Below are 21,148 nucleotides of genomic sequence, written 5' to 3'. Positions count from 1 at the left end.
AAAGAGACTTAGCCTTTGACCCAAATTTCAGGTATGTCAATTTCCACAAGTAAATTTTCCTATAGCTTGCGAGAGTGGCTAATGGGTAGAAACAGCAAGATTACAGTGGCAGCTATTTTAACTTTGGTGATTGCTGGATGTGCTTCAGAAGAGACACCAGTAGCTGTTAATTCTACGCCGACTCCTAACGCGGTAGTTCCCAACACAGCGGTTCCCAACGTTGCAGCAAATCCAAAAGCAGGGACTCCATCCTTTCCGAATCCAGTGGTGCCAGCCAAGCAAGTAGCACAGCCAGCTGCGCCGACTCTTAGTAAGGGCTTGATTCAACCGACTAATGCCGGAGAGCGGATAATAATTGTGTCAAAAGGGCGAACTGACCCATTTGCACAAATTGGCGGGCAAATGGTTTCCCAGATGCCGAATAATCCAATGGTAAAACCCGTTCCTAAGGTGCCTCCCCTGCCTACACCAACAGTAAGAAAACTGCCAATATCTAAAATTGCAGTAAAACCAAAACCAACAGGCATTGCACAAAAACCACAGCCAAAAACTCAAATCTCTTCAGTACCACTAACAGAAAAGCCCAAGGAGGTGTCAGCTTCAGTACTGCCTAAGGTTTGGCCTCAAGTTGTCCCCAACCCTAGTTTAGGATCTCTATTACCACCAACAGAAAAACCTGATTTAGCCAGAGCAATTTTGGTAACAGGTATAGTTCAAATTGGTAAAGAACCCCAGGCAATTATCAAAGTACCAGAAGAACCAACTAGTCGCTATGTACAGGCGGGACAGCGATTGGTTAATGGGGTGCTGGTTAAACGTATTGAAATGAATCAAGGCTACAATCCTGTGGTGATTCTGGAACAATACGGTATCGAAGTTGCCAGAATGGTAGGGGAAGCACCTGTTATTGTCAAGCCATCAACTACTGCTTCTGCTGGGAGCGTATTGCCAAATAATCAAGCAGGAGTTAATTGAGAAGTTGGGAGTCGTTTTAGCATCAAATGCAATTTCTTCTTTCTTCTATCTTGACATTTCTTTAAATAGACCAGTTGACAATCCTGCTGCGGTGTCTAGGTTGCTTTAAAATATTGTTAGTGCCAGAGCTTCATAAAAATGGAGACCAAGGAAAAAATTGAATTTGCTGGGTTGCCTTTGGCCGTCTATCGGGAGATAGCGGCACATTTGCGTCAAGTCAAAGGGCTAGACGTGGATTTGATTCCCCAGTCTTCCTCACAGTTTGATTATCATCAAAGTCAAATCGGTGGCTTGTGGATTTCGTGGACGTTAAACCCTAGTTCACAAAGTCAGCAACGCGTCAAACAAATTTTGGCTTATTATCAAAAATGTTACAACCTTTAATTGCTTAAGTTAATATCAAGCTGTCATAATGTCCTGTAATGTCAGGCAAATACCTTATTAGGAATTCGCTCCTGAAATAAACCCAACTTAGCAACCTCTTGGGTTGGTTCCCTTTCATGGTATTTATTTTGAAGTAAGTAGAGCAACGTAAATAATTAAAAGTTTGTAGTAAGCCGCTCTGTGCCCTACTTTGTAAAGAGAGAGGGGGCATAGCTGCGCTTACCTCTTAGGGTCGACCACAGGAGATAGAGAGGGCTAAATCCCCCACTACGAGCTAATTTCAACATTTGTTACTTTACTTAATTATAGTTTGATTTCTTTTTGCATACTTACTTAATCAGCCAGCTTGTGGGGTGAAGGGAGCAATTAATTTTAGAACCTTTGAGATATAATTAAAATATTTTTATTTAAAGCGACCCTTGGGACAATATGGGTCGATTTTTTTACGCTCAATGTTTCTATTAGCTTTTGGCTGAATATTTGAGAGCTAGAGCTAATCAACAGTAGTTTATTGCAAAATATTAATCGACTGCTCTTCGGGTCGGGCATTACTCATAATGGAACACTGGCAATTTCTGATACAGAAACAGGGCGATCGCACTTGGCAGTCCCTGGAATCGCCAAATCTGAAAATTTTGGCAGGTAGATATAGAGTTTTAGCTCGCTCTAACCTTCCCAATACAGATGTGGAAGTGCGGGTAACTCACTCCTCAACCCAGGAATTTCCACCAAAGCGGCGAATTGTCAAGCGGTTGCGTCGCACTAACGCAGAAGGACTGATGGCGGTAATTCCCTTTACCTTCCTCAAGCCAGGGATTTGGGAGTTGCAATGCTCCGGCGACTTGATGTCGGATATGCTCGGTAAATCCTGGCAATATAGAGTACTTGTGCAAGTCTTGCCGCAAGAATTAGATGGGCAGCTAGGGAAATTGGACGGTGGAGATCAATCTGAGAATTGGCTCCCTAGCTTGTTCGGTTCTCAGGAAAGTTTTGAGTCAAATTTACTGCATCACTCAGATTCTATTTCTGAAGCAGAAGAAGATGAATTTATAATTATCGATCAACCTGTTAGCCCAGTCTGGCTGAAAGGTGAGACGGCAGAACAGATTTTACAAAACTTAATAGATTTAGCTTTACCCACCACCCAAGCCCTAGGGTCGGATGAAAGGGTTGAGGATTTTACTGCAACACCACCACCGTCAGTACTAAATCTGACCCTAAATCGGGAAACTTACATCGCTCATTGGGGGCAAGCTTTAACAATCAACGGGCGCGTCGAACTCCCAGAAAGGAGAAAGTTGGCAGGTGAGACATCATCCCCAGAAAGCCTTTGGGACCTGCAACTAATAATTGAACTGCGATCGCCCCAAGAATCGAAAATTTTGACTCAGGTAAAGCAACCATTACTCAATCAGGTGTTGCCTTTCACCTTCAGCAGCTTGATTGATATTCCTGCTGATGATCAATCCAAGCTGATTTTGGCTGATATCAGTTTATATGGTGCATTCACTGATGTTGATCAAGTCATCCTATTAGCTAGTCATTCCTTCACAATTACAGCAGATGTGACAGAATTACTGGCAATCAAGGACGCAGCCAAATCTACTACAGCATATCTGTTAGATAAAAATACTCAGACCCTGCCTGTTGCTTCCACCGAGCTAGAGCCATCTGTTAGCATCGATTTGGAACTTTTCAATCTGGTCAAAACCCCCAAATTACTGCAATTTCAGCCCCTGAATCCATCGCCCAACAAACCCCTGCCGCCACTAATTAACCCGCGAGTTCTAGCGTCTACCCTAAATAAATCAGCAGACGGATGTTGGCCTCAACTGCCAAAGCTGCCTGTGAATTCAACTAATGGGATTGCCTCCACCGGGGCGCAGTCCATGGCATCTACTGCTTTAGTTGCAGAATCACAAACACAGGATGTGCCTGTAGACAAGCCTCGCGCCATCGCCACCATTAATCTAGACCAGTTGGTGATCAAACCCCGGCGAGTGTCAATGTTTAACACCACTTTTCCCTATCTGAGAAGGCTGCCAGTTTTACCAGCTAACAGAGAAGAAGTAAACAGCAACCCGCCAGAAAACTCCCAGCAGTTTGCAGCAATTGCAGATGAGGATGCAAACACACCGGAATTAGTAGCAGGCGATGAGCCGTTACAAGATCAGTCTATTGCTGAAGTAGTAGCCCCATTGAGTGCGGAATTTATCGATGAGTCTGTAAACAAAAATCTTCCCCCGCCAAGTGTGGAATTAATCCCAGCAGAGGAACCCCCATCTCCCTTGCTCAGAAAGTGGATGCAGAGCCAAGGATACTTCTTACCTGAACCCGTCCATGTGGAATACCAAGATGACGAGCCAACCCAAGAGACGACTCCAACTATTGAGGCTGATTTGCCATTAAACCTAGATGCTGAGATAGAGATACGGCAAGAAGCGGGTGTAGAAGATGAATTACTTGCCCCCTCTGAGCTACAAACTATTGAGGCTGATTTGCCATTAAACCTAGATGCTGAGATGGGGATACAGCAAGAGGCGGGCGTAGAAGATGAATCGCCAGCACCGCTTGAGTTACCAGATCAAGTATCACAACTACTGCCTCCCAGTTCGGTTAAGAGATTTTCTGCTTGGTTGGCGCAAGAAATTGTTGTGGATGATACATATACTGAACAGGAAGATGAAGTTACCAATAGTCATCTGCCTGAACAACCAGAACAACAACAACTGTCAAATTTATCCCTTCCCCTGTCTATGACTGGAGGTATCATCGAGTCTTTACCAATTCCGCAACTGTATATACCAGAAGGGGAACTGATTGCTGGTACTGCTGTGAGGGTGCGTGTAGAACTCCCTGAGGTATCTTCGCAAGTTGTTGTCAAGTTATGGATTGAGGATTACCAAACTCGCGGGTTGCTAGATGGGCCCTTTATGCTGACAAATTTGCTACCTAACTCCTTGGGAGGGTTGGAAGTGATGACGCAAATCAATATTCCCTTTGGCTGTTTGGAAATTCGCTTAGAGGCGATCGCACTTGATATGGCCACCCAACAAGAAAGCCACAAAGTGACAATAGTCAGAACTGTGATTCCTCCTGATTTGCCGATGTTGCAGCTAGATGAATTACTGGGTATTTAAACACCTGCCTTCATAGCGGCTGTGTTAAAAATCTTGAGAATTTCAAAAATTAGGCGAAATTTGCAGTAAGCTCATTTTGAATTGTAGTGTAACTTAACAGGAATTGTTTCTATGTCAGGTTCATTTCTGCCTTCTATCTTGGCTTATTCTTCATTTTTGCCTTCTATCTTTGTACCCCTGACTGGTCTAGTTTTACCAGCAGTAGTGTTCGCTTTTTTCTTTTTATACATCGAAAGCGAAGATATTGCCTAATTGGGTCATAGCTAATGGGTAATGGAAAATTGGTAGCTTCAGTTTTTACCAATTACCATTTTTCTTTAAGGGATATAATAATACCGCCCATCTCAGTGAGACAGGCGGTTTTTTTCAATGCCGATTTCTAAACAAATGCTAGAAAATCCAAATTTAATGATATTCGGCTCCGGCTAGGATTAGATCGAAGAACCGATGCCGGCGTAGGCTCCATAAAAGAAGATGCCTACCACAGTAATTACACCCAACCCTGCGATCGTAGCGACGACCCACAGAGGAATTCTCCCACTTCCAGACACAGCTTTTCTCCTCCCTTAACAACAAATCAACACAAACTAAATCAACAAAAATTAACAACTGTAATTCCAGTTAGTTAAAGAAGTAACTAGAAAACAGAATCCCCAGAACAAAAATGAGTAATAGTCCTAGGTAGAGCGAAGTCCGGTTTAATTCAACCGGCTGATTATTTGGATTAGGGGATCTTTCCATGAGTTGCTCCTAGCGTTGAATAAACTGCATTGAGGCGATCGCGCCCAAAAAGAATACGGTGGGTACAGCTAAGGTGTGAACTGCAATCCATCTAACCGTAAAAATTGGATAGGTAACTGGTTGATTGATGTTATTGCCGCTAGTCATGATCTCAAACTACTTTCCGATAAATTGTTCAACTTGCTTTTTAGCTTCAAAACGGTTCTTCACAATTGGCACTTCTTGCCGTGCTTGTGTGAAATACTGATCTGGTCTGGGTGTGCCAAATACATCATAAGCCAGACCAGTGCTGACAAACAGCCAACCCGCAACAAACAATGCAGGGATGGTGATGCTGTGGATTACCCAGTAACGAATACTGGTAATGATGTCCGAAAACGGACGTTCTCCGGTGGTACCTGCCATTTAAATCACTACCCTCTCAAACACTATTATTGAGTTTATTATCCTACAAAGTTTAGAAAGAGTTACAAGTTGCAACGTCCTTCTCAGAAACTAGCATAAATACCTAAGCAGCCTCTGGTTGAGAAGCAGTTTCCACATTGGGTTGGTATTTTAGCAAAACGCCGCGATCGCCAATGATAAATCCCTGATCAGGCTTAAGGAAAACAACCTTATAAAAATTAGCAGCAACTCCTTCCACGTCACGGTCTTTTTCCCAGGTTTTACCACCGTCGGTACTCCGCAGCAAATTACCGCTACCACCACCGATCCAAATTTCATCAGGTGTGCGGTATGCCAAATCCAGCAAACCCCAGCTAGTAGACAACTCAGGATATTCTGCCTTTAGCCACTCATCAGGTTTAGTGGTGTCGCTAAATTGAACTTGACCCCCCCGTGCTAACAACCACAACTGGCCATTGTCTGCAAAGCCCATATTTTCTAGCCGCTTAGAACTAAGACGGTTATGGGGTACCCAAGCACTTTGCCCCGGTTCCCAAGTCGAGTAGAAACTACCCTTAGCAGAAACAGCAACATATTTGCCATCAGCAGAACGTTCCAAGTTACGCACCACACCAACCGCAGCTTCCACCTGGGCCTTCCAATTTTTCCCACCGTCTGTAGTTTGATAGATTGCTCCCACATCAGTAGCCATCTCAGCTGTATTCTCAGCCAGTGCCTTGATTACAATCGGATTACCGGGTAGCTTTTCGCTCAAAGCAATACGCGACCAATTACGACCTTCATCAGTAGTGTGTAGCAGCAGCGAAGGCTCTCCCGCAATCCAACCTTCTTTCCCAGCAAAACTTACTGAGTCAAAGCGAGACCTGGGGTCATCCAATTCCAGATTTAAAGGTTTCCAAGTGTCTCCACCGTCATTTGTTTCCAAAAGGGTGGCATTACTACCAACTAAATAGCCATGCTGAGGGTTATCAGTAAAAGCAATATCCAACAGCTTTGCCTCTGTAGGCACATTCACCACCTGCCAAGGGTTAGAACTGATAGAGGGGACTTTGCTGCAACCTATACAAGCTAGGACTACTATCAACAGGGCAAATATTCTTTGCCAACTTCTCACAATTGAATGCATCAGTATTTCTTAGTCTTTTCTAAATTTTTGTCGGGTTTCTGTGAATGATCCGCTCCTGTACCATTAGATCAAGAGCGGCATCTAGGGATTGAATACCCAGAGATTGCATTCTCAATCTCAGATTGTTAAAGGCCGCATTTAAGTCCCGATGAATTCTAAAAGGTATACCTGAATGGCAATAGCCGTCCTAGAGACTGGGTATAAAAGATAGCGGGTCTTATTGTAAGCCGTAGAGACTGATAAAAAACAAAAACCCAAGGGCCAAAGCACCAAAGATCAGGATATTCTTTTGGGTTGGTGTCAGCGTGTTGACACCGAGACCGTAACCTAAATTTTCTTTGAAACCGGATGCTGTACCCGCAGGGCCGATGTTGGCAAAAGCGACCTTCTTAGCATTACAAACTGGACAGCGCCAATTTGCTGGTAGTTCTGCAAAAAGTGTCCCTGAGGCAATATCTTGCTTGTCGTCTCCCTTCTCAGGTTCATAAACATAACCGCAAGAGCGACACTCGTAGCGGTCTAACTCTGGAGTCTCAACAGCTTGTTCAGCTTGTTCGCTCATGGCTAGCTCCTCGAAGAGGGGGGAATATTAAATATACGTTACAAATTATGACATAATTGTTAGGCTTTTCTATCGCTACCAAAAACGAATCAAATACCTTCAGCGCGTCTGTTTCCCAGATTTCAGAAAAGGCAAAAAGATATAATGTAAAAGAAAGTTACAGCCTTAATTACATCCTAAGCGGTAGATATTCATTGTGTTTGTCCTCAGCGGTTACGAGTATCTTCTAGGCTTTCTAATCATCTGTAGCCTAGTGCCAGCCCTGGCGCTCTCAGCGTCCAAGCTCCTACGACCCAGTGGTTCCAGCCCAGAACGGCGCACCACTTATGAATCCGGGATGGAACCCATCGGCGGTGCCTGGATTCAGTTCAACATTCGCTACTACATGTTTGCCCTAGTCTTCGTCGTCTTTGACGTGGAGACTGTGTTTTTATATCCTTGGGCGGTGGCTTTCCACCGTTTGGGGCTATTGGCATTTCTGGAAGCGCTAGTTTTTATTGCAATTCTTGTAGTCGCCTTAGTTTACGCATGGCGTAAAGGAGCTTTGGAATGGTCTTGAATTCTAACTTAACCACCCAGGATCAAGAGCGCATCATCAACCCCGTTGAGCGTCCGAAAGTCACTCAAGACCTTTCAGAAAACGTCATCTTGACTACGGTTGATGACCTCTACAACTGGGCGCGGCTTTCTAGTCTGTGGCCCCTGCTGTTTGGTACAGCTTGCTGCTTTATTGAATTTGCCGCTTTAATTGGCTCTCGCTTCGACTTTGACCGTTTTGGACTAATTCCCCGTTCTAGCCCCCGTCAAGCCGATTTAATCATTACTGCCGGGACAATTACCATGAAGATGGCACCGCAATTGGTGCGTCTTTATGAACAAATGCCCGAACCGAAGTATGTCATCGCGATGGGAGCTTGTACAATTACTGGCGGGATGTTCAGCGTTGATTCCCCCACGGCTGTGCGTGGAGTTGATAAACTGATTCCCGTGGATGTGTACTTGCCCGGTTGTCCTCCCCGTCCGGAAGCGATTATCGACGCAATTATTAAGCTGCGGAAGAAAATCGCTAATGATTCAATCCAAGAGCGGGGTAACATCAAGCAAATCCATCGCTACTACAGCACAACCCATAACCTGAAGCCAGTGGAAGAAATTTTAACTGGTAAGTATTTGCAGTCAGAGACTCGCTACACACCACCAAAGGAATTGGCGGAAGCAATTGGGATGCCTATACCCCCGGCGCTGCTGACAGCAAAGACACAAAAGGAGGAAGAATACCGTGGCTGATGAAGAATCGAAAGTAGTCCCAGCAGCGGCAGAAGCTCTAGTCCAAGCCGGTATTGTTTCCCAGTGGTTGGCGGAAAATGGTTTTGACCATGAGTCTTTAGCACCCGATGCTAACGGAGTAGAGATTATTAAGGTGGCGGCTGATTTTTTGCTACCTACCGCTACAGCTTTGTATGCCTACGGGTTTAATTGCCTCCAGTTTCAGTCTGGCATTGACTTGGGGCCAGGACAAGATTTGGTGAGTGTTTATCACTTGATTAAAATCAGTGATAATGCTGATAGACCGGCAGAAGTGCGGGTGAAGGTGTTCTTACCACGGGAAAATCCCACGGTGCCTTCAGTGTACTGGATTTGGAAAACGGCGGATTGGCAAGAGCGCGAATCTTACGATATGTACGGCATTATCTACGAAGGACACCCAAATCTGAAGCGGATTTTGATGCCGGAAGATTGGGTAGGTTGGCCGTTACGTAAGGATTACATCTCGCCTGATTTCTACGAGTTGCAAGATGCTTATTAAGTAGTGCTGGGTGCTGTGTGTCAGCGGTGATTTTTTAACCCCTTTCCGACGACGGAGAGGGGTATTGTTTTTGGGTGTCTCACGCAAAGGCGCAAAGGCGCAAAGGAGGAGGGAGAGGAATGAAACTCAAGGTAAGCAAGGAGTTTGTGGGGGTGATGTTTTAAACGCAAAGGGACGCGGAGGTAAGCGCGGAGGAACACGGAGGAGGGGTTTCTAGTTCGGCAAGGATGCGCGATGATATGAATATATAGGACGTTATATTGTGATAGCCAATGTCTGAAGATTTATTAAAAGCGTTTCAGGAAGCATATCGAAATTTGGAACTGTTACCACTCAAATATCAGAATGACTTAGATAAATTCCGAGTGGATTATGGTAATGAGGTAATTGAAGAGTTAGAGCAATTAGTTGAAGACAGTCCTAATGGTGATGGCAAAATTATCTTCACGGGACATCGCGGTTGTGGCAAGTCTACATTGTTATCTGAATTTAAAAGGCGATTGGATGATCGTTATTTTGTGGTTTTATTTTCTATTTCAGACACTATTGAGATGTCAGATGTTAACCATGTCAATATCCTTTTTGCTATTGCAGTCAACTTAATGTATGAGGCGGAAGCATGCCAAGTAGAAATTCCTAAATCTACAAAAGATTCTTTTTATAAGTGGTTTGCAACTCGAATTAAAACAGAAACTGAAACTTTAGATGCGGAAGCATCTACAGGTTTTGATTTGCTCAAATTGTTTAGAGGTGCGTTAAAAGTTAATGCTTCTGTTCGCAATGAAATCAAGCAAGAATTTGAGCGCAAAATTTCAGATTTAGTCGCCCTTATTAATAATATTGCTAATGTAATTGAATTAAGTCTTAAAAAGAAAAAAAAGGTTTTAGTGATTATTGATGATTTAGATAAACTAGAATTGGCAAGGGTTGACGATATTTATCGTGACAATATTAAAGCTTTATGCCAACCAGGTTTTAGGATTATTTACACAATACCTATTGCGGTTTTACGAGACAAGTTTCTCAGACCACTGATTGAGACGGAGACTAATGACCAAATTGTAGTGATGCCTGTTTTAAAATTGTTTGAAAAGGAGCAAAGCCGTCAGCCTAACCCTCAGCCTCGTGCTGAAGCAAAGGATGTTCTATATGAAATCTTACAAAAGCGGATTGTAGATGAACTTATAGAATTACAAGCGGCAGAAAAAATTGTTTTAAATAGCGGTGGTGTCTTGCGGGAGTTGATTAGAATTGCTAACGAATGTTGCCGAATTTGTCTGCGATTAATCCGGCGTAAACCTGGGCAAGCAGTGGTGATTAATGAGCAAATTTTGGATGAAGCAGTAAATAACATCCGTAATGATTTCGCTGTTCCTTTGGGTAAGGTTGATTATGCCATATTGCAAAATACTTATCAAAATTTTATGCCTGATGATCCTAAGGAAGCTGCATTTTTAGATTTGCTACACGGACTTTATGTTTTGGAATATCGCAATCGTAAGAACTGGTATGATGTTCACCCAATTGTTGTAGAACTTTTGAGAGATCAGGGGTTGATAAATGGCAGCTAAGGAACTATTTGATGCTGATGATGAGCAAAATTTGGATGCTTATGATGATTTGATTGTGAGCATTCAAGCTAAAGAATCTGGTTTGAGTTTGCTAATAGCTGTTTGTGATGATGCTAATTTTCGTGATGAGATTATTGCTAAGTATGAAGCAGAATTACAGTCTAAATTTCGCCTTTATCGGGTGACATTGGCACGGGGTGAACCGAGTCTCAAGGCTGCTATTTACCAACTTGTACAAAGTGAAGAATATCTGCGTCAGGGAGGAAAGGCTGTCATAACTGTAACGGGTGCTGAACAGCTTTATTTTCTCAGAATGGGGGAGGAAAGGTCAGAACAAGAGATTTTCTTCGGTTATTTACAGTGGACGAGGGAAGCTATGCGCGATTTTCCCTATCCAATTGTTATTTGGGTGACTAACCAAATTTTGAGTAAATTGATTAAAAAAGCCTCAGATTTTTGGAGTTGGCGTGCTGGTGTATTTCACTTTGTTTCGAGAAAGAAAAATACTGTTTCTAGTAGAGAACTAGAACCGATGCGTTCTGTTTTAATTGAAAGAAAATTATCGGGTTTTGATGATGAAAATCCCTATTTTTTGCCGATAGAGGACTTAAGACAGTTTATCTACCAGAAGGAACAAGAGGGACTCAAAGATTCGAGTTTGGCTACTTTGTATTTCAGTCTGGGAAATATTTATAGAAGAAGGTTAGATAAGGGAGAGTATCAGGATTACAGAAAAGAACAAGAATTAGCAATTGAGTGTTTTAGCAAGGCTGTTGAAGTGCAAAAAGAATTAGGTTTAGACAAAGACTTAGCCACCAGCCTTAACAATTTAGCAGCACTCTACGAATCTCAGGGACGCTACAGCGATGCTGAACCCCTTTATCAGCAATCTTTAGAAATATATAAACGCCAACTGGGACTAGACCATCCTGATGTGGCAAACAGTCTCAACAATTTAGCATCACTCTACAAATCCCAAGGACGCTACAGCGATGCTGAACCTCTTTATCAGCAATCTTTAGAAATATATAAACGCCAACTGGGACTAGACCATCCCGATGTGGCAAACAGTCTCAACAATTTAGCATCACTCTACAAATCCCAAGGACGCTACAGCGATGCTGAACCTCTTTATCAGCAATCTTTAGAAATATATAAACGCCAACTGGGACTAGACCATCCCGATGTGGCATCCAGTCTCAACAATTTAGCATTACTTTACCATTTCCAAGGACGCTACAGCGATGCAGAACCCCTTTATCAGCAATCTTTAGAAATCAGAAAACGCCAACTGGGACTAGACCATCCCGATGTGGCAAACAGTCTCAACAATTTAGCATCACTCTACAAATCCCAAGGACGCTACAGCGATGCAGAACCCCTTTATCAGCAATCTTTAGAAATCAGAAAACGTCAACTGGGACTAGACCATCCCGATGTAGCATCCAGTCTCAACAATTTAGCATCACTCTACAAATCCCAAGGACGCTACAGCGATGCAGAACCCCTTTATCAGCAATCTTTAGAAATCAGAAAACGCCAACTGGGACTAGACCATCCCGATGTGGCAAACAGTCTCAACAATTTAGCAGCACTCTACGAATCCCAAGGACGCTACAGCGATGCTGAACCGCTTCATCAGCAATCTCTAGAAATCAGAAAACGCCAACTGGGACTAGACCATCCCGATGTGGCAAACAGTCTCAACAATTTAGCAGCACTCTACGAATCCCAAGGACGCTACAGCGATGCAGAACCGCTTTATCAGCAATCTTTAGAAATCAGAAAACGCCAACTGGGACTAGACCATCCCGATGTGGCAACGAGTCTCAATAATTTAGCAGGACTCTACAAATTCCAAGGACGCTACAGCGATGCAGAACCGCTTTATCAACAATCTTTAGAAATCAAAAAACGCCAACTGGGACTAGACCATCCCGATGTGGCAACGAGTCTCAACAATTTAGCATCACTCTATAAATTCCAAGGACGCTACAGCGATGCAGAACCGCTTTTTCAGCAATCTTTAGAAATCAAAAAACGCCAATTGGGACTAGACCATCCTGCTGTAGCAACGAGTCTCAACAATTTAGCATTGTTGTATGAAGTGCAAAATAAATATGCGGAAGCTGAAAATTTGTCTAAACAAGCGTTGGTGATATATCAAAAAAGTTTAGGCAACCAACACCCAAATACGCAAAACGCAACACTTACTGTGAAAATGTTGCACATAATGAAGCTTCTGCATTGGGATAAGGAAACGTTGTTTGACGTTCTTAAATCTCTTGCACAACAAGCGGAGCTTCCCGCGTTTAATACAGAAGTAGCGCTGGCAATGCTGGAAAAACTAGAGAGCAATCCTGATTTATTGTCAGACATTCGTGAAGCGTTGCAGCAGCAAACAGAAGCATCAGATGATGATACATAAAAATATTGCTGGGCTGCTGTTGTGTCTCGTCTCTAGCGGCAGAGCCGCTGTGAAGGCATTTCCAGTCGGAGACTGGGAACGAGATTAGGGCTGGTAGTTCATAAGAGTTTTTGCTTAAGTTGAGCGAATACCTTGTCTTTTATAATCCTGAATTGTGATGCGATCGCATTTTTTGAGCAGCTATATTGAATTCTTATATTTTTGTTGAAACTGTTTGCAATCCAAGATGTTCAACAAATGGCAAAAAATCTTTGTCGGTGAATAGAAGTGAGTTTTGGTTTTCAATACAGAAAGTGGCAATAATAACATCAGCCGTTTTGCGGATGGTGATACCACGCTTTCTCAGAATTCTATAGTTATCAACGCTTTTGAGAGCAAGATTAACGCCCAGCATCTCAAAAATTTTCAGAGAAGTCAGCAATTCCTTTGCCGTTTGATAGTCACTATCTGAGCGAAATTCTTGGAGTACTTCAGTCAAAATGAGATCACCAATGGCGAGGGGTTCTACTCCCAAAAGCATATCCAGCTTATTTGTTTCTGGGGTTTCCCTGCCGTTGAAATAGTCTATCCATACGCTTGAATCTACAAGAATCATGGATTTGTTCTGATATCTTCAAGGTCGCCTTCCCATTTGAGATTTCCTCTATAAGCTTTTATTTTTTCTTGTTGCTTGAGTTTAATTAATGTCTTAAGACCAAGTTCTATAACTTCTCGTTTAGTTTTAAGTCCAGTTGCTTTAATGGCATCATCTATAAGTTGGTCATCAATGATGATATTAGTTCTCATGGTAAGCTCAGATGTGTGTATTTTGATGTTTTATATATATTGTAGGTTTTACTTGGGGTTGGGCGATCGCATTTTTTGATAAAAATCCCATGTAGAATTTTCGCTCTACTCAACCCAGGAGCTAATGGCAGCAAAGGTTTTAATCGGTTCGGCTGTGGATATATGCCTGTATTTGGTCAAAAACTCCGCCGTCTTTAAAGAATTTCTCTTGCACAGCACTCCAACCACCTAAGGTCTGAACTGTAAATAATTTGTTGATGGGGGGATACTTGCAGGAAAACTCCTGAACTAAGGTGGGGTTGAATGGTCGGAATCCAACTTTGGCAAATTCTCGCTGTGCTTCTGGGCTGTAGAGGAACTTTACAAAGGCTTCTGCTACCTGTCGCGTTCCCCGACGGTCAACATATTTATCTACTACTGCAATGGGGTTGTCGATGGAAATATTAATCTGGGGAATTACGGAAAAGTTATCTTTTGCTAACCCTTCTTGGGAAGCTAGGATTAACTCATTTTCATAGTTGATGAGTACGTCTCCCTGTTTGCGTCTGAGGAAGATGTCGGTTGCGTCTCGCGCATCTTTGGCTAAGACGTTGACATTTTCATAAACCCTAGTGACAAAATCTAATGCTTGTGCTTCTGTTCCCCCGGTTTGGGTGACTGAACCCCAAAAAGCTAGGAAATTCCAGCGAGCAATTCCTGATGTTTTTGGGTCAGCAGTGACTACGGAAACTCCAGGATTGGCTAAATCTGCCCAGGTGTGGATGTTTTTAGGGTTGCCGGCACGGGTGACAATGACACCAATTGTGCTAGTAACAATGCTATGATTGGGGGTTTCTTGCTCCCAACCTGGTTGGATTAAACCGGCTTTCTGAATGCGGTTGATATCTAGTGCCAGTGCTAAGTGTACGACATCGGCGGGGAGTCCATTGACTACAGCACGGGCTTGAGTACTGGAGCCGGCATTACTGAGCCGAAATCTGACTTCTTGATTCTGCTCTTGCTGCCATTTCTGTTGAAATAGGGGAATGATGTTGGCATAAGCTGCCCGTGTGACGGCAAAGGAGACTATGTTAAGTTCAACGGGTTTGTTTTTTTGGCTCACCAGTTGTGTCTGGCTATTTAGGGATGGTTCCGGCAAGCCTGTATCTTTTTTATAGGCAGAGGTGAGCAGACAAAAACTAAGGCTGACTGCTAGCAGCATGGTAAAGGCTCCCTTGCTAGGTCGCTTCAATACTTGAAATAACTGAAATAGAGGATTTAACATACCTGAGACTGAGTATTTGCTCGTATTCCTCCAGGAAGGCCAGTTCCTTGATTGACGATACGACATAAACAGAGAAATTCCTCAGTAATTATCTGTAATAGTTTATTGTACGATAACTCGATATGATTACAGTAGTTTATATTGAATCAGAATAAAAAATTTCATACCCCTATACACCGCATGTCCTTATTTCCAGAAAAACTTGTCTTCAAGATGAAGGGATCAATCACCCGTGAAACCTTGATCAAGATGGCAGTGAGGATTGCCCTGGTGATCGTTGGATCTACGGGAATTAGTTACCTGCATATAATGTCTACTCTGGAAAGCCAGACTCAGAGACAGCTAGAGAAATATATTACCGAACGGGGACAGCGGGAAAGCAGTATTTTTCTGTTGACAAAAGACAACCATGCTCTATTGGAGCAAGATTTGCGGCGAAGACTGGATGAGGTGGGCGATGGTCGCCAAATAGACTTTGAGCGGTTGTTGGTGCGATCGCCTGATGGTGTCATTCGTAATCAACCCAACGGCTTTGACCGCAGTCGTCAACCCAGTGTTTTCATTGACAAAAATCTCACCATTACCCCAGAAATTCGCGATCGCGTCCTCACCTTTTATGACTTGGTGATGACTTACGGCCCCTCCTGGCGTAGTCGCTTTCAAAACACCTATATTAATGCGCCAGAAAATTTCATGGTGATGTACTGGCCAGAAGTCCCTTGGGCAGAAAATGCCACTGCTGACCAAAACATTCCCAAAGAAGAATATTTTTGGATTGCTGACAAAAAGCATAATCCAGCCCGTGAAACAGTTTGCACCGGGCTTTACTACGATCAGGTTGCTAGAGATTGGACTGTCTCTTGTGAAACACCAATCGATATTGGGGGCAAGCAGATCGCCACCATAGGACACGATATTGTGTTGAACGAACTGCTCGATCGCACCTTGAAAGATCGCTTGCAAGGCACTTACAACATGATTTTTCGGGAAGACGGTCGCTTGATTGCCCATCCAGAAAAGGGGGATGAGATCAAGGAAAAGCTAGGAAATTTTAACATTCTTACCTCTGGAGATCCACATCTGGTGCGGATTTTTCAGTTGGTGAAAGACCTGAAGCCTGGACAGGTTGTGGTAGAAAATTCCCAGGATAACGAGTATTTAGCGATCGCCAAACTCGACCTCCCCAACTGGTACTTTGTCACAGTCTTTCCCAAATCAATTTTGGCAGGGCTGGCTTTTGAGAATGCCCGCTTTATACTCATTTTGGGACTGATCGCCCTAGTGATTGAGGTCACAATACTGTTTTTTGTCCTGCGTCAACAGGTTGCTGCTCCCCTGAATAACTTAATGATGGCAACGGATCAGATTACAGCCGGCGATTTCAATATCCAACTAGATACCACAAGACTTGATGAACTAGGAAGGCTGGCACATTCTTTCAATGCAATGGCGGGTGAAGTTTATGCCCGTGAAGCCAGACTCAAGCAGGCCCAGGAAGCACTTGAGGCAACCGATAAACTCAAGGATGAATTTTTAGCCAACACCTCCCACGAACTCCGGACACCCCTAAATGGGATTATTGGCATTGCCGAATCACTGATTGATGGGGTGACAGGTAAGCTGCCAGCTACCACAATTTCTAATCTGGCGATGATTGCTAGTAGTGGACGGCGACTGGCCACACTGGTGAACGATATTCTAGATTTTTCCAAACTCAGACACCAGACAATTGAACTGCAACTCAAGCCTGTAGCAGTGCGAGAAATTGTCGAAGTGGTACTAACCCTGAACCGACTGTTAATTAGTCAAAAGCATCTACAACTAGTAAACGATATTCCCGCCGATCTGCCTCTAGTGAGTGCAGATGAAAATCGCCTCCAGCAAATTTTATATAACTTGATAGGTAATGCCATTAAATTTACTGACAGTGGCAGCGTGCAAGTATCTGCCCGGTTAATTAGTAGCGAAGAAGATGGGCAAGAATCTAAGATTGCCATCACCATCTCTGATACTGGCATCGGTATCCCAGAGGATAAACTAGACCGGGTGTTTGAGTCCTTTGAGCAGGCTGATGGTTCTACAGCCAGGATTTACGGTGGTACAGGTTTGGGGCTAGCTATCTCTAAGAAGTTGGTGGAGTTGCATGGTGGAGAAATTGGTGTTGAATCGATGATTGATCAAGGTTCGCGGTTTACCTTTACCCTACCAGTTAGCCAGATATCAGCGGTTAGCAGTCAGAGTGTTTTGGTATCCAGCCACAGATATCAATCTTCCCCTGTACTTGACTCTTTGCCCTCGGAAGTTGATGCTCATGCTCATAACAATAGACAAACTGCAAAAAATCACCCTGAATGGTCAATCCTGATTGTGGATGATGAACCAGTAAACCGTCAGGTTTTAGTCAATCATTTATCCCTATACAACTATGAAATTACAGAGGCAGCTTCTGGTATTGAAGCTCTAGCTATATTAGAGGGCGGACTGAAACCTGATTTGATTTTGCTAGATGTGATGATGCCGCGAATGACAGGCTATGAAGTCACGCACAAAATTCGCCAAACCTGGCAAGCATCGGAGTTGCCCATTGTATTATTAACTGCCAGGAACCATGTTTCTGATTTAGTAGTTGGTTTCGAGGCAGGAGCTAATGATTACCTAACCAAGCCAATCTCGAAAGATGAACTGCTAGCAAGGATCAAAGTTCATTGCTCCCAAGCCGCGATCTTCTTGGAAAATTCCCGGCTATACCAGGATTTACAAGCATCAGAAGCTAGAGTTTGCGATCGCGCTTTGCTCCTGGAGCAATCTCTGCAACTCCTCCAGCAAACCCAACTCCAGCTTGTGCAAAATGAAAAAATGGCGAGTATTGGTCAACTTGTGGCTGGAGTAGCCCACGAAATTAACAATCCCCTGGGCTTTATTACAGGTAATTTGAGTCATGCCGAGGCATTTATCCAGGATTTAATCGGTCTGTTGGAACTTTATCAGCAGCAATATCCCCAGCCTGCACCCGAAATTGTCGCCCAAATCAAGGCGGTTGATTTGCCTTACTTAATGGAAGATTTGCCCCAGTTAATCACCTCTCTAAAAACTGGTACAGATCGCATCTGCGAGATTAGCACCTCCTTGCGAATCTTCTCACGGGCAGATACCACCTCTAAGGTTGCCTTTAATTTGCATGAGGGGATTAACAGCACCCTAATGATTTTGAAACATCGCCTCAAAGCTAATAATCGGCGTCCTAAAATTGAGGTGAGCAAAGACTATGGAGATTTACCCCTAGTCAATTGCTATCCCGGACAACTCAACCAGGTATTTCTAAATCTGCTAGGCAATGCGATCGATGCCATAGATGAGTCGGTTCAAGGGCAGTCCTACCAGGTGATTCAGGCAAATCCCAAGGAAATTATCATCCGCACCGAAACATCTCAGGATCAGCAGTGGGCACGCATATACATCAAGGACAACGGACTGGGGATGACTGAAGCAGTAAAGCAGAAGATATTTGACCATCTGTTCACTACCAAACCCGTTGGACAAGGTACAGGGTTGGGCTTGTCAATCAGTTATCAAATTGTGGTAGAAAAACATGGAGGTAAGCTACTCTGTATTTCCTCGCCAGGAGAGGGCGCAGAATTTGTAATTCAGATTCCTATCTAGGAAGCTGCAGCAAGCAGCTGAGAGAGGGATATTACATCCTGCCTTTTTCCATCACTTGTTGTAGATGGTGGCGAACTTCTTGGGCTTGCTGAAGTTCTGACTGCCGCAATTTCTGGAACAATTCTACACAAGGCTGAGAGTTAGCTTCCTGTGCATCTTGAATGTAAATTTCGTAAGCCTTAACTGCTTCGGCTTTGTTGTGCAACACGGTGACAAAGTCGTATTCCAAGTTGCTAATCGGTTCTTCAGAATGCCCGTTACCTGTAGTAGTCATATATTTACGCTCCCTTAGGTTTCTAATAAATTTATACTCATTCCCAAGGAGCGATTCATCTGCCTAAAAGCGGAGTAGAAAGGATGATGTATTAAGTCTGTAGGATGCCGTTAACGCAGTGTGATGCACTGCAAATGATCCGTCACGGCGCACAAACGTTGTAATTTGCCAAAAATCACTTTTTAAGTGCGCCTAACGCCTTCAACTGGCGTGACACGTCTAAAATAAGGCATAAAATATAGCTTTTGTGGGGTGGGCATCGCACTGGGTGCCGCTACGCTAATGCTTGCCCAGAACAGGCGAGACGCCCGTTCTACAAGAAAATCATCATGCACAAATTTAGCCGTGCTACGCGAATACGGTCAATTAATTTTTCTGTTACCTAATTTACACTAGGGGTTGATTTTCATCACAGTTATGTGAATACTGAAATTCTAGATTGCTGTTCCGTTCACTACTGTCTGAATAGGCAAGGGGGCAAAATTTTGTATTAGCACTTATGCAATCCATGTGTGGCGTTTTTGCGCATACTACTAATAGCCCACCCAAAATTAATAATAAGCCGCAAATTGCTGCTGTCTGGATTCCAGAAATTTCTAGGGCACCGTGAACTACTACTTCTCGCAGAACAGATACAATTGTTACTTCTACTGCTACTCCCACAGAAATGCTATGTTCTTGTAAGTAGACCATGAGGAGGCGAAATAACTCCACCAAGATTAACACAAAGAGTATTTTTGCTGTCACTATTTTATAGTCTAGTGACTGGGACAGGGCGGTAAATATTCCCCACAATTGTATCAACATAACGGCGAATAATCCTAAACACAGGACAATCACAATTAAGTCTTGGAAAGCCTCCATGTTACGAACTATTGACTGTCGATCAAGCCAGCGATCGCAAAATAAAAATCGACTCTTGAGGCGCTTTTGCTTGTACATTTCCCTTCCTATTAGGACTAGTTCAGACTACACCAGCCATTTAACCCAATTATTTTAATGTTAAGCAATATTAAGGTTTTGCGCCTCAGCGAGGTTTGTAATTTAAAGTTTGTGCTTGTTGCAACCATTGATTGGCTTTGTTTGCCCACTGGGAATTACCCTGATAATTATATAAATCTTTAGCATATTGGAATACTTGCGCCGCCTCTGGATACTGTTTTAACTGGATAAAAACTAACCCTGCACCATAGTAGGCGTTGGCATAGTTGGTGTTAGCTATGGCTGATTCTCTGAAAGCTGCTAAGGCTTCGGGATATTTGCCCTGATTGAATAAAATTGAAGCAAGATTGTAGTGAGCTTCTGGATATTTGGGATTGATTTTGACGGCTTTTTTAAAGGCTTCTTTGGCTTGATCAATTTTGCCTTGTTGGAGATAACATATTCCTAAGTGATAGGCTGGTTCTGGGGCGTTCTGGCTATATTCTATGGCTTTTTTAAAGGAGGCGATCGCCTGATCCCAGTCTCTCTGCTGCTCTCTTAGCAAGCCTAAGTTATAGTGGGCAAAGCCTAGCTTAGAATCAAGTTCTATCGCCCGTTGTAAGTAATCCTTGGCTGTCTGTAAGTTATTCCCTTCTAATAATGTGCCGCCTAAATTGGCAAAAGCGGCAGCAAACTGAGGATCTGCTTGGGTTGCTTGATAAAATGCATCTGCCGCAGGTTGTAATTGTCCTGCTTGTCGCAGTGCTAAACCTAAATTATATTGTGCTGGGGCTAATGTGGGATCTAATTTGGTTGCTTGGCGAAAAAAGGCGATCGCATCTTGCACTTTTCCCTCCTGAATCGCCTGTAATCCTTGATTTAATGCGTCTGTGGCAGCTTGATTGCCAGTTTGTGCCAGTAATGGGTGTTGGAAAGAGGGGGAAAGGATGCTTGCACTCACTAAGAGTAAACTCAATATTGTAGGGAAAATTCTTTTTGAACTAACCGCCAAGATGCCAAGAGAATAGGGAAGAGAGAATTTCACGATTGATTTCGGATGGCTGTACAAAGGAAGTTTATTTAAGAAAACTGAGAGCATATTCA

The 21,148-nt window shown here is 43.4% G+C and carries 22 protein-coding genes; 10 read left to right on the top strand and 12 right to left on the bottom strand.

The window, feature by feature from the left end; translation table 11 throughout:
* The first annotated feature begins 81 nt into the window (after positions 1–81).
* The 4 genes from H6G32_RS18825 to psaI all read left to right on the top strand — a co-directional run bounded on the left by H6G32_RS18825 (position 82) and on the right by psaI (position 4,751).
* The gene (locus H6G32_RS18825; RefSeq protein WP_190460997.1) at positions 82–975 is read left to right on the top strand and encodes a hypothetical protein; all 894 of its coding nucleotides are present in this window, start codon (positions 82–84) and stop codon (positions 973–975) included.
* A gap of 138 nt (positions 976–1,113) precedes the next feature.
* A complete protein-coding gene (locus H6G32_RS18820) occupies positions 1,114–1,359 on the top strand; it encodes a hypothetical protein (RefSeq protein WP_190460964.1) in 246 nt (81 codons plus the stop codon).
* 557 nt (positions 1,360–1,916) lie between these two features.
* A complete protein-coding gene (locus H6G32_RS18815) occupies positions 1,917–4,499 on the top strand; it encodes a hypothetical protein (protein ID WP_190460962.1) in 2,583 nt (860 codons plus the stop codon).
* A gap of 111 nt (positions 4,500–4,610) precedes the next feature.
* Positions 4,611–4,751, top strand: coding sequence for a photosystem I reaction center subunit VIII (gene psaI / locus H6G32_RS18810; RefSeq protein ID WP_190460960.1), 141 nt, complete (start codon positions 4,611–4,613; stop codon positions 4,749–4,751).
* Positions 4,752–4,930: 179 nt separating this feature from the next.
* On the opposite strand, the gene H6G32_RS18805 is transcribed toward psaI, so the two are convergent.
* From H6G32_RS18805 to H6G32_RS18780, 6 genes are all read right to left on the bottom strand, one after another.
* Positions 4,931–5,050, bottom strand: a complete 120-nt coding sequence (locus tag H6G32_RS18805; protein WP_089125458.1) for a photosystem II reaction center protein J — start codon at positions 5,048–5,050, stop codon at positions 4,931–4,933.
* Positions 5,051–5,120: 70 nt separating this feature from the next.
* Entirely contained in the window at positions 5,121–5,240 is a 120-nt protein-coding gene (locus H6G32_RS18800) for a photosystem II reaction center protein L (RefSeq protein WP_096533973.1), read from the bottom strand.
* Positions 5,241–5,249: 9 nt separating this feature from the next.
* Complete coding sequence (gene psbF, locus H6G32_RS18795) at positions 5,250–5,387, bottom strand: cytochrome b559 subunit beta (RefSeq protein WP_010997987.1); 138 nt, start codon at positions 5,385–5,387, stop codon at positions 5,250–5,252.
* A 9-nt stretch (positions 5,388–5,396) separates the two neighbouring features.
* On the bottom strand, positions 5,397–5,645 hold the full coding sequence (psbE, locus tag H6G32_RS18790) for a cytochrome b559 subunit alpha (protein ID WP_190460959.1): 249 nt from the start codon (positions 5,643–5,645) through the stop codon (positions 5,397–5,399).
* Between the two features lie 103 nt (positions 5,646–5,748).
* Positions 5,749–6,771, bottom strand: a complete 1,023-nt coding sequence (locus H6G32_RS18785) for a photosynthesis system II assembly factor Ycf48 (RefSeq protein ID WP_190460957.1) — start codon at positions 6,769–6,771, stop codon at positions 5,749–5,751.
* A gap of 217 nt (positions 6,772–6,988) precedes the next feature.
* Complete coding sequence (locus tag H6G32_RS18780) at positions 6,989–7,333, bottom strand: rubredoxin (protein WP_190460954.1); 345 nt, start codon at positions 7,331–7,333, stop codon at positions 6,989–6,991.
* A 196-nt stretch (positions 7,334–7,529) separates the two neighbouring features.
* On the opposite strand from H6G32_RS18780, the gene ndhC reads away from it, so the two are divergent.
* From ndhC to H6G32_RS18755, 5 genes are all read left to right on the top strand, one after another.
* Entirely contained in the window at positions 7,530–7,892 is a 363-nt protein-coding gene (gene ndhC, locus H6G32_RS18775; RefSeq protein ID WP_015209614.1) for a photosynthetic/respiratory NAD(P)H-quinone oxidoreductase subunit C, read from the top strand.
* On the top strand, positions 7,883–8,620 hold the full coding sequence (gene ndhK / locus H6G32_RS18770; RefSeq protein ID WP_015209615.1) for a photosynthetic/respiratory NAD(P)H-quinone oxidoreductase subunit K: 738 nt from the start codon (positions 7,883–7,885) through the stop codon (positions 8,618–8,620). Before ndhC ends, ndhK begins: the two co-directional genes overlap by 10 nt.
* Positions 8,613–9,140 carry an NAD(P)H-quinone oxidoreductase subunit J gene (locus H6G32_RS18765; RefSeq protein ID WP_190460952.1) on the top strand — a complete coding sequence of 176 codons (528 nt, stop codon included), beginning with the start codon at positions 8,613–8,615 and terminating at the stop codon, positions 9,138–9,140. Before ndhK ends, H6G32_RS18765 begins: the two co-directional genes overlap by 8 nt.
* Positions 9,141–9,412: 272 nt before the next feature.
* On the top strand, positions 9,413–10,711 hold the full coding sequence (locus H6G32_RS18760) for an ATP-binding protein (protein WP_190460950.1): 1,299 nt from the start codon (positions 9,413–9,415) through the stop codon (positions 10,709–10,711).
* Positions 10,701–13,139 carry a tetratricopeptide repeat protein gene (locus H6G32_RS18755; protein ID WP_190460946.1) on the top strand — a complete coding sequence of 813 codons (2,439 nt, stop codon included), beginning with the start codon at positions 10,701–10,703 and terminating at the stop codon, positions 13,137–13,139. Before H6G32_RS18760 ends, H6G32_RS18755 begins: the two co-directional genes overlap by 11 nt.
* Before the next feature lie 193 nt (positions 13,140–13,332).
* Here H6G32_RS18755 and vapC read toward each other — a convergent pair whose 3' ends face one another.
* The 3 genes from vapC to H6G32_RS18740 all read right to left on the bottom strand — a co-directional run bounded on the left by vapC (position 13,333) and on the right by H6G32_RS18740 (position 15,189).
* Positions 13,333–13,734 (bottom strand): type II toxin-antitoxin system VapC family toxin, encoded by a 402-nt coding sequence (gene vapC, locus H6G32_RS18750; RefSeq protein WP_190460945.1) that lies wholly within the window; start codon positions 13,732–13,734, stop codon positions 13,333–13,335.
* Complete coding sequence (locus H6G32_RS18745; protein ID WP_190460943.1) at positions 13,731–13,925, bottom strand: type II toxin-antitoxin system VapB family antitoxin; 195 nt, start codon at positions 13,923–13,925, stop codon at positions 13,731–13,733. Before H6G32_RS18745 ends, vapC begins: the two co-directional genes overlap by 4 nt.
* A gap of 139 nt (positions 13,926–14,064) precedes the next feature.
* Positions 14,065–15,189 (bottom strand): sulfate ABC transporter substrate-binding protein, encoded by a 1,125-nt coding sequence (locus H6G32_RS18740; RefSeq protein ID WP_375539805.1) that lies wholly within the window; start codon positions 15,187–15,189, stop codon positions 14,065–14,067.
* A gap of 213 nt (positions 15,190–15,402) precedes the next feature.
* Here H6G32_RS18740 and H6G32_RS27300 point away from each other — a divergent pair, with 213 nt between their 5' ends.
* Positions 15,403–18,849, top strand: coding sequence for an ATP-binding protein (locus H6G32_RS27300; RefSeq protein ID WP_199328158.1), 3,447 nt, complete (start codon positions 15,403–15,405; stop codon positions 18,847–18,849).
* 31 nt (positions 18,850–18,880) lie between these two features.
* Here the strand turns inward: H6G32_RS27300 and H6G32_RS18730 are convergent, their stop codons facing one another.
* The 3 genes from H6G32_RS18730 to H6G32_RS18720 all read right to left on the bottom strand — a co-directional run bounded on the left by H6G32_RS18730 (position 18,881) and on the right by H6G32_RS18720 (position 21,059).
* Positions 18,881–19,123: a hypothetical protein gene (locus H6G32_RS18730; protein WP_190460939.1), complete on the bottom strand. Its 243-nt coding sequence runs from the start codon at positions 19,121–19,123 to the stop codon at positions 18,881–18,883.
* Positions 19,124–19,510: 387 nt separating this feature from the next.
* On the bottom strand, positions 19,511–20,065 hold the full coding sequence (locus H6G32_RS18725) for a phosphate-starvation-inducible PsiE family protein (protein WP_190460937.1): 555 nt from the start codon (positions 20,063–20,065) through the stop codon (positions 19,511–19,513).
* Positions 20,066–20,150: 85 nt separating this feature from the next.
* Complete coding sequence (locus H6G32_RS18720) at positions 20,151–21,059, bottom strand: tetratricopeptide repeat protein (protein ID WP_375539806.1); 909 nt, start codon at positions 21,057–21,059, stop codon at positions 20,151–20,153.
* Positions 21,060–21,148: the final 89 nt, after the last annotated feature.

Origin of the sequence: Cylindrospermum sp. FACHB-282, from assembly GCF_014697195.1 — a bacterium.
Classification (GTDB): domain Bacteria; phylum Cyanobacteriota; class Cyanobacteriia; order Cyanobacteriales; family Nostocaceae; genus Cylindrospermum.
The sequence above is the reverse complement of the archived record's forward strand: the minus strand, read 5'-3'. Positions and strand labels throughout refer to the sequence as shown.